At 73.0% G+C, this 12,726-nt stretch carries 11 protein-coding genes and 1 tRNA gene; 6 read left to right on the top strand and 6 right to left on the bottom strand.

Translation table 11 applies throughout. From position 1 onward, the window contains the following. Positions 1-104: 104 nt before the first annotated feature. On the bottom strand, positions 105-1,172 hold the full coding sequence (locus tag ACFY8U_RS18360) for an LLM class flavin-dependent oxidoreductase (protein ID WP_389571220.1): 1,068 nt from the start codon (positions 1,170-1,172) through the stop codon (positions 105-107). A gap of 128 nt (positions 1,173-1,300) precedes the next feature. Here ACFY8U_RS18360 and ehuB point away from each other — a divergent pair, with 128 nt between their 5' ends. The 6 genes from ehuB to ACFY8U_RS18330 all read left to right on the top strand — a co-directional run bounded on the left by ehuB (position 1,301) and on the right by ACFY8U_RS18330 (position 5,329). Then, positions 1,301-2,176, top strand: coding sequence for an ectoine/hydroxyectoine ABC transporter substrate-binding protein EhuB (gene ehuB, locus ACFY8U_RS18355; protein ID WP_389571217.1), 876 nt, complete (start codon positions 1,301-1,303; stop codon positions 2,174-2,176). After that, positions 2,173-2,832 carry an ectoine/hydroxyectoine ABC transporter permease subunit EhuC gene (gene ehuC, locus ACFY8U_RS18350; RefSeq protein WP_389571214.1) on the top strand — a complete coding sequence of 220 codons (660 nt, stop codon included), beginning with the start codon at positions 2,173-2,175 and terminating at the stop codon, positions 2,830-2,832. Before ehuB ends, ehuC begins: the two co-directional genes overlap by 4 nt. Continuing rightward, positions 2,829-3,479: an ectoine/hydroxyectoine ABC transporter permease subunit EhuD gene (ehuD, locus tag ACFY8U_RS18345; protein WP_361603026.1), complete on the top strand. Its 651-nt coding sequence runs from the start codon at positions 2,829-2,831 to the stop codon at positions 3,477-3,479. The genes ehuC and ehuD overlap by 4 nt, the downstream gene beginning before the upstream one ends. Then, positions 3,469-4,212 carry an ectoine/hydroxyectoine ABC transporter ATP-binding protein EhuA gene (gene ehuA, locus ACFY8U_RS18340; RefSeq protein ID WP_361673573.1) on the top strand — a complete coding sequence of 248 codons (744 nt, stop codon included), beginning with the start codon at positions 3,469-3,471 and terminating at the stop codon, positions 4,210-4,212. Before ehuD ends, ehuA begins: the two co-directional genes overlap by 11 nt. Before the next feature lie 167 nt (positions 4,213-4,379). Further along, positions 4,380-5,138 carry an IclR family transcriptional regulator gene (locus ACFY8U_RS18335; RefSeq protein ID WP_260229692.1) on the top strand — a complete coding sequence of 253 codons (759 nt, stop codon included), beginning with the start codon at positions 4,380-4,382 and terminating at the stop codon, positions 5,136-5,138. Between the two features lie 117 nt (positions 5,139-5,255). Beyond that, positions 5,256-5,329 (top strand) — tRNA-Lys (locus ACFY8U_RS18330). Between the two features lie 93 nt (positions 5,330-5,422). On the opposite strand, the gene ACFY8U_RS18325 is transcribed toward ACFY8U_RS18330, so the two are convergent. The 5 genes from ACFY8U_RS18325 to ACFY8U_RS18305 form a co-directional block, all read right to left on the bottom strand. Beyond that, positions 5,423-6,085, bottom strand: a complete 663-nt coding sequence (locus ACFY8U_RS18325; RefSeq protein WP_361603032.1) for a response regulator transcription factor — start codon at positions 6,083-6,085, stop codon at positions 5,423-5,425. Beyond that, positions 6,016-7,317 carry a sensor histidine kinase gene (locus tag ACFY8U_RS18320; protein ID WP_389571209.1) on the bottom strand — a complete coding sequence of 434 codons (1,302 nt, stop codon included), beginning with the start codon at positions 7,315-7,317 and terminating at the stop codon, positions 6,016-6,018. Before ACFY8U_RS18320 ends, ACFY8U_RS18325 begins: the two co-directional genes overlap by 70 nt. Before the next feature lie 97 nt (positions 7,318-7,414). After that, a complete protein-coding gene (locus ACFY8U_RS18315; protein ID WP_389571206.1) occupies positions 7,415-9,118 on the bottom strand; it encodes an AMP-binding protein in 1,704 nt (567 codons plus the stop codon). 25 nt (positions 9,119-9,143) lie between these two features. After that, positions 9,144-9,734, bottom strand: a complete 591-nt coding sequence (locus tag ACFY8U_RS18310) for a lytic polysaccharide monooxygenase auxiliary activity family 9 protein (protein ID WP_361439605.1) — start codon at positions 9,732-9,734, stop codon at positions 9,144-9,146. Positions 9,735-9,925: 191 nt separating this feature from the next. After that, positions 9,926-11,461, bottom strand: coding sequence for an SPFH domain-containing protein (locus tag ACFY8U_RS18305; RefSeq protein WP_389571203.1), 1,536 nt, complete (start codon positions 11,459-11,461; stop codon positions 9,926-9,928). Positions 11,462-12,726: the final 1,265 nt, after the last annotated feature.

Here is a 12,726-nt window from a genome sequence, read left to right as displayed (position 1 = left end):
CAGCACAAAACCGAACCGCCCGCCACCATCGGTGACGAGCGGTTTAAGGTTCACTTAGGGGTGCCGGAGCCTGGCGTTCCGGACTGAACCAACCCCCGACTTTCTCAGCCGAGTTCGGGCATGCCGTAGGCGTCCGCGATCAACTCGTAGCTGCGCGACCGGACATCGCCGCCGTGCGCGTTGGCCGTGATCATCAGCTCGTCGGCTCCGGTGCGCTTGCGCAGATCGTCCAGACCTGTCCGGACCTCGTCCGCCGTCCCGTGGACGATGTTCGCGAGCCAGCCCTCGACGAAGTCCCGCTCTGTCGGACTGAAGGCGTACGCCTCCGCCTCCTCCGGCGTCGGGATCAGACCGGGCCGGCCCATGCGCAGCCGCAGCATCGACAGCGCGCCCGTCATGACCTGACGGCGGGCCTCCTTCGGGTCGTCGGCGGCCAGCGCGGCGACGCCGATGAGCGCGTAGGGCGCGTCGAGGACCTCGGAGGGGCGGAAGGAGTCCCGGTAGAGGTCGAGCGCGGGGATCGTGTTCTGGGCGGAGAAGTGGTGGGCGAAGGCGAACGGCAGGCCGAGCGTCCCGGCGAGGCGGGCGCTGAAACCGGAGGAGCCGAGCAGCCAGATCGGCGGGCGCCCGGAAGGCCCCTGGACCGGGCCGGGCACGGCGTGGATCCGGGCGTACGGGTGCCCGTCCGGGAAGTCGTCGTCCAGGAACCGGGTCAGCTCGGCGAGCTGTTGCGGGAAATCGTCCGCACCCTCGTTCAGGGTCTGCGTCCGGCGCAGGGCCGCGGCCGTGGCGCCGTCCGTACCGGGGGCGCGGCCGAGGCCGAGGTCGACGCGGCCGGGGGCGAAGGCCTCCAGCGTGCCGAACTGCTCGGCGATCACCAGCGGGGCGTGGTTGGGCAGCATCACACCGCCCGAGCCGAGCCGGATGCGGCGGGTGTGGGCGGCGAGATGGGCCAGGATCACGGCGGGCGAGGACGAGGCGACGCCGGGCATGGAGTGGTGCTCGGCCACCCAGTGCCGGTGATATCCGCGCCGCTCGGCGAGCTTGCTGATCTCGACGCTGGTGGCCAGCGCCTGGCTCGCGGTCCGCCCGCTGCCGACGGTCACCAGGTCCAGTACGGACAGCGGTACGGGCGAGTCCCCGTGTGCCGTGCCCCGAATCGCGTCGCTCACCGTTGACGACCCTTCTGCCCATAGACGTACGTACGGGAAATGAGAACAGGAGGCTGTCTCCGGTTATTCCGCGGGCTTCCGCCGGATCAGGAGGAATGAGCCGTTCGGCTTCGGGTAGCCGCGCGCCCATGCCTCGAACTACGAACCAGATACGGCGACGGTCGGTGCTGTGGGGGACCGCGGCCGCCGCCGGCGCGGCGACGGTCGGCGCGTCCGGCTGCGCCCGTGTCGCCTCCGGCGACACCCTCGGCCGGCTGAGATCCCAGGGCACCGTCCGCCTCGGCATCGCGGGCGAGGTGCCGTACGGATACGTCGACGAGCAGGGCGCCTTCACCGGCGAGGCCCCCGAGCTGGCCCGGGTGATCTTCGGCCGGCTCGGCGTGCGGGACGTCCAGCCGGTGGCCACCGACTTCGGTTCGCTGATACCCGGGCTCGGCTCCCAGCAGTTCGATGCCGTCGCGGCCGGGATGTACATCAACAAGGAGCGGTGCGCGCAGGTGCTCTTCGCGGACCCCGAGTACCAGATGCTCGACGGCTTCATCGTCCGCAAGGGCAACCCGAAGAACCTGCGCTCGTACGAGGACGTGGTGCGCTCCGAGGCCCGCTTCGCGACCGGCAGCGGGTACGCCCAGATGGCGCACGCCGTGGCCGCCGGGTACCCGGAGAAGGACATCGTGATCCTCCAGGACCAGGTCGCCGGCCTGAACGCGGTCGAGTCCGGCCGTGTCGACGCCTTCGCCGCCACTGCCCTGACCGCCCGCCTGGTGGCCGGCAGGGCCGCCAAGGCCGAGGCCACCGAGCCCTTCGCCGCCGTCGTCGACGGGAAGCGGAAGATCGACGGCGGCGGCTTCGCCTTCCGCCCCACCGACACCGCCCTGCGGGACGCCTTCAACACCGAGCTGCACCGTATGAAGAAGAGCGGCGAACTCTTCCGGATCCTGCGGCGCTTCGGCTTCACCGAGGCCGAGATGACCCCCTTGACCGCCGAGGAGCTGTGCCGATGACCGCGGGACTCTGGCAGAACTGGGTCCTGCCCGGCATCTGGATCACCCTCCAGCTCCTGGTCGCCTCCGCCGCGCTCGCCGCGCTGGTCGCGTTCGCCGTCGGCACCGCCCGTACCCACCGCTCCCCCGTGGTCCGCTTCCTGGCCGGTCTGTACACCGAGGTCTTCCGTGGCACGTCCGCGCTGATCCTCATGTTCTGGCTGTTCTTCGTGCTGCCGCCGCTGGCCGGCTGGCAGCTCGTTCCGATGTGGGCGGCGATCCTCGCGCTCGGCCTCTCCTACGGGGCGTACGGCGCCGAGGTCGTGCGGGGCGCCCTGAACGCCGTACCGAAGGCGCAGCGCGAGGCGGGGGTCGCCCTCAGCTTCACGCCCTGGCAGCGGCTGCGGCTCGTCCTGCTCCCCCAGGCCGTGCCCGAGATGATCCCGCCCTTCTGCAATCTCCTCGTCGAGCTGCTCAAGGGCACCGCCCTGGTCTCGCTGCTCGGCGTCGGCGACGTGTCCTTCGCCGCCTATCTGGTGCGGCTCGCGACCCAGGAGAGCGGCGGGATCTACACCGTGACCCTGGTCGTGTACTTCGTGATCGCCCTGGTGATCACCCGCTCGATGAAGGCGCTGGAACGGCGCAGCAAGGCGAACCTGGGGGTGGTGGCCAAGTGAACTGGGACTGGTCCGCGGTGGCGGACTTCCTTCCGCGCTTCTGGGACGGCGTGCTCCTCACCCTCCAGGTGCTCGCCCTCGGCTCGCTGATCTCGTTCACGCTCGGCCTGGTCTGGGCGCTGGGGTTCCGGGCCCCCAGCCGGCTCGTGCGCTGGCCGGTGCACGCCGTCACCGAGTTCATCCGCACGACTCCCCTGCTCGTGCAGCTCTTCTTCCTCTTCTTCGTGCTGCCGGAGTGGGGCGTGAAGCTCTCCGCCCTGGCCACCGGCACGCTCGCGATCGGGCTGCACTACTCGACGTACACGGCGCAGGTCTACCGGGCCGGTATCGACGCCGTGCCGGTCGGGCAGTGGGAGGCGGCGAAGGCGCTCAGCCTGCCGCGCCACCGGACCTGGCTGACGGTGATCCTGCCGCAGGCCCTGCGCCGGATCACTCCCGCGCTCGGCAACTACGTCATCGCGATGCTGAAGGACACCCCGATCCTGGCCGGAATCGGTGTGCTGGAACTGCTCCAGCAGTCGCGGCTCGAGTCCGCGGCCACCTTCCAGTACACCGAGCCGCTCACGGTGGTCGGCGTGGCCTTCGTCCTGATCGCGTATCCCGCTTCTCTTCTTCTCCGCACTCTGGAGCGCCGCCTTGCCCACTGACCAGCTCATACGATTCGAGAACGTCACCAAGCGCTTCGGGGACCAGACCGTCCTCGACGATCTCAGCTTCTCGGTCCGTCCGGGCAAGCACGTCACCCTGATCGGACCCTCCGGTTCCGGCAAGACGACGATCCTGCGGCTGCTGATGACCTTGGAGAAGCCCGACGCGGGGACCATCCGGGTCAACGGCGGAAAGCTGTACCCGGCGGACGAGAAGCACCGGCGGGAGGTGCGGCGGAAGATCGGGATGGTCTTCCAGCACTTCAACCTCTTCCCCCACATGTCCGTGCTGCGCAACATCACCGAGGCGCCCGTCCGGACGCTGGGGAAGAGCCGGGAGGAGGCGGAGGCGCGCGGGCGCGAGCTGCTCGACATGGTCGGTCTCGCCGACAAGTGCGAGGCCAGGCCCGCACAGTTGTCCGGTGGCCAGCAGCAGCGGGTCGCGATCGCGCGGGCGCTCGCCATGGAGCCGAAGGTGCTCCTGCTCGACGAGGTGACCTCCGCGCTCGACCCGGAGCTCGTCGCGGGCGTCCTGGACCTGCTCCGGGAGATCGCGGCGACGACGGACATCACCATGATCTGTGTGACGCACGAGATGAACTTCGCCCGGGACATCTCGGACGAGGTCCTGATGTTCGACGCGGGACAGGTGATCGAGTCCGGTTCCCCGGAAAAAATCTTCTCGGATCCCGAGCACGCGCGTACTCGCGAGTTCCTCGGCGCGGTGCTCTGACCTCAGGCTCTCTTAAGGTTCTGTGACCGTGGCATATGCCAGGGTGGTGCGCCCCAGCGTAGGCCGCTGGGGTGCCACATCATTCTCGCCAACAGCCGCCCCGAAAAGGGAGCTTGACGGCTATCGTGGTACGGAAGCTTGCGGTCACAACCTGGTAGGGGGAAACCGTGGCGCTGAAGCCCGAGCCCACTGCGCCGTTCCACTCGGTGCAATACGCCCTGCGCGTCCTTGAGACGGTCTCACGGCACGGTGGCGGGGTGACGGACGTCCAGATCGCTCGTGAGACCGGTCTGCCCGTCGCCCATCTGTCGTCCCTGCTGCTGATGCTCCGCCGCGAGGGGTACGTCGAGCAGGTCGCCGACGGCGCCTACGTGATCGGTGACTCCCTGGTCCTGCTGGGATCCGGGCTGACCCGGCGCGAGGCCCTGGAGGGCAAACTCCAGGAGACCCTGACCGAGCTGCGCGACTCCGTCGGCGCGGCGGTGTACATCAGCCGGTACATCGACGGCGAGGTGAAGATCACCCAGTTCGCCGCGGGCCCCCGGACGCCCGCGGTCAACGAGTGGGTGGACTTCCGCTCGGCCGCCCACGCGAGCGCGGTCGGCAAGTGCCTGCTGACCCAGCTGGACCAGAACGGCCGCCGGGACCATCTCTCGCGCCACAAGATCGCCCGGCTGACCTCCCGGACGATCACCAACGAGAAGGTGCTCTTCTCCAAGCTCGACAGTCAGCCGCCGACCGTCCCGGTGCTCGACCTCCAGGAGTACGCGGTGGGCACGGTCTGCGCGGCGGTCCCGCTCACGGCCGGCGCGGCCGTGGGCTGCCTGGCGCTCTCGCTCCCGATCGAGCACGCGCACCGGCTGCGCTCGGCGGCCGACACGCTGAACCGCAGGGCGGCTCCGGTGGTGCTGTCGCTGGCGATCTGAGGGAGATCGGAGCCGATCGGGGCACCGATCGGGGCCGATCAGGGGCTGTGATCCAGTCCTCAGGGGTGGCGGTCGGAACCACCCCTGGGGACCAGGTAGTATTTTCTCTGTCAGCAGGCGCCGCTAGCTCAGTTGGTTAGAGCAGCTGACTCTTAATCAGCGGGTCCGGGGTTCGAGTCCCTGGCGGCGCACAGACGGAAGAAGCCCCTCGCGGAAGCGGGGGGCTTCTTCGTGTGCCGCCGTCGCTGCCGCTGTTGCTGCCGGCGTCGTGTCCCGCCTTCGCGTCACGCCCGTAGGTAGGTGAGCACGGCCAGGACCCGACGGTGGGTCTCCTCCGCGGGCGGCAGGTCCAGCTTCCCCAGGATGTTGCCGATGTGCTTGCCGACGGCCGCCTCGGTGACGACCAGCCTGCGTGCGATCTCCCCGTTCGAATGCCCCTCGGCGACAAGCCCCAGGACCTCCCGCTCCCGCGGCGTCAGCGCCTCCAGCGGATCGCGGCGGCGGCGCAGCAGTTGCCGGACCACCTCGGGGTCCACGACCGTGCCGCCGTCGGCGACCCGGGCGAGGGCGTCCAGGAACTCCTCGACCTGGCCGACCCGGTCCTTGAGCAGATAGCCGACACCGGTACCGTCCCCCGCGTCCAGGAGATCGGCGGCGTAGGTCCGCTGCACGTACTGGCTGAGGACGAGGACGGGCAGCCGCGGGCGCTCCGCCCGCAGCGCCACGGCGGCGCGCAGTCCCTCGTCCTGGAAGCCGGGCGGCATCCGCACGTCGGTGACGACGATGTCCGGATCGTGCTCGGTGACCGCCGCGCGCAGTGCGTCCGCGTCGCCGACGGCGGCCACGACCTCGTGCCCGAACCGGGCGAGGAGACCGATCAGGCCCTCGCGGAGGAGGACGCTGTCCTCGGCGAGGACGACGCGGAGGGCTCGGACAGCGGTCGGCACGGAATCTCCACTCCTAGAACGGTCGGCCCGCCCGGCGGGCTCATGATCGTCAGTGTGCCATCGAGGACGGCGAGCCGGTCGGCGAGTCCGGTGAGCCCGGAGCCGCGGACCGGGTCGGCCCCGCCGCGCCCGTCGTCCTCGACGACGAGACGGAGCCGCCGGTCCCCGTGGCGGGCGGTGATGCGGGCCTGGGTGGCATCGCTGTGCTTGCCGATGTTGGCAAGGGCCTCGCAGACGGCGAAGTACCCGGCGCTCTCCACGGCGGTGGGCAGCCGGGGCAGATCGATGTCGGTGTCGACGGGGACGGCGGAACGGTCGGCGGCGTCGGTGAGCGCCGCGCCGAGGCCGTAGTCCGCGAGCACCTGCGGATGGATGCCGTGGATGAGTTCGCGCAGCTCGGTCAGGACCCGCCCGGCCTCCGCGTGGGCCTCGGTGAGCCGGTCGGCGAGCGGGCCGGGCGGGGCGTCGAGCCGGGCGAGCCCGAGGGTCATGGTGAGGGCGACCAGGCGCTGTTGGGCGCCGTCGTGGAGATCGCGCTCGATCCGCCGCCGCTCCGCCTCGAAGGCGTCGACGAGCCGGGCCCTGGAGGCGGTGACCTCGCCGATCCGCTCGCGCAGCTCGGCCTCGCGGGGTGCGAGCAGTGCGCGGCTGACGGCGGCCCGGGCGCCGGCGAGCGCCGCCAGCGGGTAGAGCAGGGCGACGAGGAGGACGGCCCCGAGGAGGGCGGCGGCGAACGCCTGCGGATAGGAGGTGACCAGGTACGCCTTGACGACCTTGGCCTCCTCGCCGTCCACGGCGAGCTGGAGGGGGGTGCTGATCAGGGCGGCGGGCAGTCCGAGGGCGACGGCAAGGACGATCAGGTCGAGCGGCCAGAGGACGGTGGTGTGCAGGACGGCGTACGCGAGCTCCCGCCAGGTGGCCTGCTCGCGGACGCGGACGCGGAGCCAGGCGGCCAGGCCGGGCGCGTCCGGGACGCGGTGGGGGTCGGCGGCGGGGTCGAGGTCGACGAGCCGGAGCCGGCGGCGTTCGATGCCGCCGAGGGCGACGCCGGCGAGGAGGAGCAGCGGGAGCCCGACGAGCACGAACGAGAAGACGACGAGCAGCAGCAGGACGAGCAGCGCGGGCACGCCGGTGAGCACCCCGGTCGCCAGATACCCGGCGGACCGCCAAGGCCAGACGGTCCGCGGATACCGTGCCCGGGTGAGGGCCTGCCAGGGGGTTCGGGGCGACATGGGGTTCACCGTAGGCGGCGGTCGCGGGGCGGAGCCATCGGTCTGGCGGGTGTACGGAGGTATGCCTGGCCCTACCCCGGCGGTGCAGGGCCCGGGGCTACCCGGGGTCCCCGCCCGGGCCTCGGGGTGAGCGGCCGTGAGCGGCGTACGCGGCCCGGAGGCCGGTGAGGGCGTCCGGGGTCAGGGGCTCGTACGGGCTCCCCGCCGCCGGGCGCCACCAGACCGGGTCCTCGCAGAGGAAGGACTCCCGGCGCAGGGCCACGCGGTGGATCTTGTTCGTGGCGGTCAGCGGAAGCCTCGGGACGACCCGTACGAACCTCGGGGGCATCTTGGTGCCCAGGTCGGGCTGGGCGGCGAGGAACTCCTCGAAGGCGGCCGGGTCGAAGGCGGTGTCCTCGCGCAGGGCGATCGCCGTCATCACCTGGTCCCCGGCGACCGGGTCGGGTATCGCGTACACGGCGACGCCCGCCGCGCGCTCCCAGCGGGAGAGGATCTGCTCGATCACCGCCGCCGCGAGGTTCTCGCTGTCGACGCGCAGCCGGTCGTCGTCCCGCCCCGCGAACCAGAGGAAGCCGTCGGCGTCCCGGTAGAAGAGGTCACCGGTCCAGTACCAGCCTCCCCCGGAGCCGTCGGCCCGGGGGCGCCCCCGCCCCAGCCGGGCGGCCTCCGCCTCGGGGTTGCGCCAGTACCCCTCGAAGGAGTTCCGGCCGCGGTTGACGAGTTCGCCGATCGCCTCGGAGGCGTTGAGGAGCCGGCCGTCGGGCGCGAGGACGGCGGGCGCGCACTCCTCGCCGGTCGCCGGGTCCACGACGGCCAGGTCGTCCCCCGGCGCGGCCCGCCCGATGGCGCCGGACGGGGTGTCCGGGGTCCGCTGGATCGCCGCGCCGCCCTCCGAGGAGCCGTAGCCCTCCACGAGCCGGGCGCCGAACCGCACCTCGAAGCGGGCCGCGTCCACGGCCCCCGCCTCCGTACCGAAGCCGAGCCGCAGCCGGTGCGCGCGGTCGTCCGGGCGCGGCGGAGTGGCCAGCAGGTACTGGACCGCCCTGCCGACGTACGTGAAGTAGGTCGCGCCGAACTCCTGGACGTCCGGCAGGAAGCGGGAGGCCGAGAACCGGTCGCGCAGCGCCACGCCCGCCCCGGCGGCGAGAGCCGGTGCCCAGTCCGCGATGACGGCGTTGCCGTGGAACATCGGCATGCAGATGTAGTGGACGTCCTCGGGCCGTACGCCGAAATGGTCGACGAGCGAGCGGCCGGCGGCCGCGAGCCGGCCCTGGCTGCAGATCGCCGCCTTGGGGGCGCCCGTCGAGCCGGAGGTGAAATAGAGGAGCATCCGGCTGTCGGGGCGTACCGGACGGGCCGTGACCTCCCCCGGCTTCGCGCCCTCGAAGGGGTCGAGCAGGTCCTTGTAGGCGTCGGTGTCGGTGACGAGGACGCGTATGCCCGGCAGGGGGAGCCCGTCGAGCAGGGGAAGGTACGCGCGCTGGGTGACCAGGACCCGGCAGTCGGTGTGGACGATGTCGCGGGCCAGCTCGGCGCCGCGCCGGGTGGGGTTGATGCCGGCGACGGCGGCCCCGGCGAGGGCCGCCGCGCTCAGCCAGAGCGGGAATTCCGGCGTGTTGTCGAGCAGTACCCCGAGGTGCGGCTCGGCACCCCGGGGCAGCAGATCGACGAGAAGTGCCGCCCGTGCGGCGGCTCCGGCGGCGACCTGGTGATGGGTGAGGACCGTGTCCTCCGTCCTCAGCCCGACCCTGTGGTCGCCCCATTGCCGACGCACGAGCTCCGCCACGGTGGGTTCGGTCATGCACCGGACGGTAACTGACGCTACGTCAGAACTGAACATCCGAGCACGCGTAGAACGCGTTCCCGGTGTCCGCGATCGTCCAGACCGCCAGGATGAGGTGCCGTCCGGACTTGCCCGCCGGGATGGTCCCGGAGTGCGAGAGCGTGGCCGGGGGCTGCGCGTTGTTGTAGGGGACGGTGAGGAACGGCTGGGGATCGAGCGAGGCCCTGGTGAGCTTCTGGCTGCCGTTCCAGCCGTTCTTGGTGATGTAGTACTTGAAGTCGGTGGTGCTGTGGCGGGCGGTGAACTGCCAGCGGAAGGTGTGGCTCTGGCCCGCGGTGAGCCGCGTGGTGGGCCAGGCGCCGCCCCGGGGGTCGTCGAGCTGGGAGAACCGGGAGTTCCCGCCGGCACAGATCGTGCCGTCGGCGGGCCCGGCGCCCGGGAAGCCCTTGAGGCCCTCGACCGACTGCGGCTCCCACTGGATGCTGCCGCAGTTGGTCACGGTGCCGTTGGCGCAGAGCTTCTGACGACTGATCGGGGAGTCGGTGTACCCGTGGCTGCTGGCGCTGCTCGTGGCGAAGAGGGAGGCGCCGGCGACGCCGAGCGCCACCGCCGCCACGCCTATCTTTTTGCGCATGCTGTCGCTCCTGATGAACGTGGGGGAGTTCGATGAGCCGTGCTGCACGCGTGCGGGTGGTTCTTGTCGTGCGGGTGGTGCTGTGCGCGCGATCGGTGCTGTTGCGCTTGTGCGGTAGTGCCTATTCCGGTCTAGACCAAGTACCAAGGTATTGACGGAAGTTGAGCATGTCCATACCAGTCACGTACCCGTCACGCGCCTTCCACGGGCCCGGTGCGGCCGGTGTAGAACGCCACCGTCAGGTCCTTGACCAGCGCCTTGCGCTCGTAGTCGTCCAGCTCGACGAGACCACGTGTGGTCAGCCGGTGGACCACGTCGTCCACGGCGTCGACGACGGAGGTCAGCACGCTGTCTCGGTGCTTGGCGTCGATCGCGGCGATCCTGCGGCGCTGCATCGCCGCCGCGATCTCGGGGGCGTACTCGATACGCGTCGGCTGCGCCGAGAACACGTCGATCCCCACCGGGGCGCACTCCGCGGAGATCATCCGGGTCAGGGCCTCCCCGACGGCCTCCGCGTCGCGCAGCGTCGGGGCGTCCTCGTGGAAGGCGTCGGCCGGGAGCTGGGACAGGACCCGGGCCATCGCCGCCTCGACCTGCTCGCGCAGGTACTCCTCGTGGCCGTCGACGCCGAGGGCGGCGCGGACGGTGTCGCGGATGCGCCAGACGACGAGGACGACGACCTGGAGCGCGGTGCCCTTCGCGTCGACCGCGGAGAGCGGCTCGCTGCGCCAGTGGCGGAGTCGGATGTCGACGCGGCGGCGCAGGAGGAGGGGGCTGACCCAGACGAGGCCGGTACGGCGGACCGTGCCGCGGTAGTCGCCGAAGAGGGTGAGGACCCAGGCGTAGCCGACGCGGCCGCGGCCGAGACCGCCGAGGGAGAAGAGGACGGCCAGCACCCCGAGGGCGAGCAGGGCCCACTGGCCGAGATGGATGCCGTGGTACGGACGCGGGGGCAGCCGGAGCATGTGCGTGAGCTGGTCCGGCACGGCCCCGACCCACCACAGGATGGCCGCGCACGCGGTGAGCGCGAGCGCCCCGGCGACGACCCCGATCCACCCGGGCAGCACGGCCCCGGCCCGCTCGACGAGCTTGGGATCGGCGGTGGGTGCGGGGCGGGAGGGCTCGGGTCGGGTGGGGGCGGGGATGACGGCCTTGGGGGCGGGGGCGGAGGCGGGTGCGGGGGCGACGGTGGCGGGCATGGCGACCGTGGCGGGCCCGCCGTCGTCGTCGGGCTCCTCCCGGAAGAGCAGGTGTACGGGGATGGACCCGGTCGTCTCGGCCCCGATCACGTTCTTCCGCCGGCCCCCGGGCCGCACGGCGACGCGAGCCTCGGCTACGACGGGCACGGCGAGAACCCCGACGTCCCCACGGACGATCCGCCGGGGATCGATCGGCGCGGGGGCGAGAGCGGCGGGGGCGCCGGTTTCGGTGCGGGTGGAGGCGGGGGCGCCCGTTTCGGTCCGGGTGGAGGCGGGAGCGCCGGGGACAGGGCGGGCGGGGGCCGGTGCGCCGGGCGTACGGGTGCCGGGGGCCGGGGTGCCGGGTGTACGGACGCCGGGGGCCGGAGTACCGGGGGTCGGGGCGCCGGGGGCGGGGGCGCCCGGGGCACCGGCCCCTGTTGCCGGGGCGCCGGGCGCGGGGGCTGCGGTCGCCAGAGCTCCCGGGGTTCCCAGGGCGCCCGGGGCGCCCGACTGACCGGTCGTGCCGCCGAGGGCGGCCTTGCCCACCGGCGCACCGGGGGCGGCCCCCGCGCCCGGCGTACGGCTTTGGGTCGCGGAAGCGCCCGAGGCGCTGGACGGACGAGGCGCCGCACCTGCAGCACCCGTCACTGACGGGCGGCCGACGGCGGGACCGGTCGCACCGCTCGCCGCACCCGGCGCCGCCGGGCGGGCGGCGGAGGCCGTGGCGGCGGGGGCGCTCGACGGACTGGCCTCCGACGCGTCCGGTTGGGAACCCCCACCGGCAGTCGGCGTACGGGGCGGCCCTGCGTCCACGCCCGGCGGAACGGCCGCGCCGTTCGCCGCACCCGGCGCCGCCGGTCGACCGGGAGAAGGGCTCGCGCCGGGGGCGCCCGGGGCGGAGACGCCCACGGCGTTCGGCGCGCCGGAAGCAGTCGGCGTACGGGGCGGCCCTGCGTCCACGCCCGGCGGAACGGCCGCGCCGTTCGCCGCACCCGGCGCCGCCGGTCGACCGGGAGAAGGGCTCGCGCCGGGGGCGCCCGGGGCGGAGACGCCCACGGCGTTCGGCGCGCCGGAAGCGGTCGGCGTGCGCGGCCCGCTGTCCGAGCTGCCAGGGACGCTCGGCGCCGAGGAGCCGGCCAACGCCCCCTCAGAAGCCTTCGAGGCAAAGGCGCCTGGGGCGCTCGACGGACCACCGGAAGCACCCGGCACCGTACCGAGGCCGTCCCGCACCGCACCGTCCGGGCGGAACTCCGGAGCGTCCGCGCTCGCGCCGGCCAATGCCCTCGGCGTGACCGGGCCGAACGCCCCGGCCACTGCCGTCGGCGCCGCGCCGCCGGAAGGCGGCACTCCAGGCGTGACTGGCCCTCCGGCACCCGACCCCGGTACCGGACCCGAGCCGTCCGAAGGCGCTGCTCCAGGCGTGACCGGCCCTCCGGCGCCCGGCGCCGGCGCCGAGCCGTCCGAAGGCTCCGCGCCCCGGGTGGCCGGGGAGCGGGCCTCCGCCCCCGGGGCCGTCGCCGAACCGGCCGAAGCAGCCGTGCCCCGGTCCGGGTCCACGAGACCAGGCGCCGGTGCCGTCGCCGCACCGGACGAAGCAGCCGCGCCCTGCTGGGCCGGACCCACAGCCTCGTGCGCCGAACTCGTCGCACCAGCCGCGTCCTGCGGCGTCGGTCCTTCGGCCCCGGGCGTCGAAGCGGCCGACGGCGGCGTGGGCCGCGTGGCCGGGGCGCCCGTGTCCGCCGCCGGACCGGACGCGGCGGCCGCGCCCTGCGGGCCGGCGGGCTCGGTGGTCGTGCCCGACGCCGCGTCGG

The sequence above is a fragment of the Streptomyces sp. NPDC012508 genome (assembly GCF_042902595.1).
GTDB lineage: Bacteria > Actinomycetota > Actinomycetes > Streptomycetales > Streptomycetaceae > Streptomyces.
The sequence above is the reverse complement of the archived record's forward strand: the minus strand, read 5'-3'. Positions and strand labels throughout refer to the sequence as shown.

Bases quoted from the DNA above. Each gene is read 5' to 3' on its own strand.
- ACFY8U_RS18320 (WP_389571209.1), bottom strand. From the start codon at position 7,317: ATGTCGCCCCGAACCCCCTGGCAGGCCCTCACCCGGGCACGGTATCCG.
- ehuC (WP_389571214.1), top strand. From the start codon at position 2,173: ATGACCGCGGGACTCTGGCAGAACTGGGTCCTGCCCGGCATCTGGATC.
- ACFY8U_RS18315 (WP_389571206.1), bottom strand. From the start codon at position 9,118: ATGACCGAACCCACCGTGGCGGAGCTCGTGCGTCGGCAATGGGGCGAC.
- ACFY8U_RS18310 (WP_361439605.1), bottom strand. From the start codon at position 9,734: ATGCGCAAAAAGATAGGCGTGGCGGCGGTGGCGCTCGGCGTCGCCGGC.
- ehuB (WP_389571217.1), top strand. From the start codon at position 1,301: ATGCCTCGAACTACGAACCAGATACGGCGACGGTCGGTGCTGTGGGGG.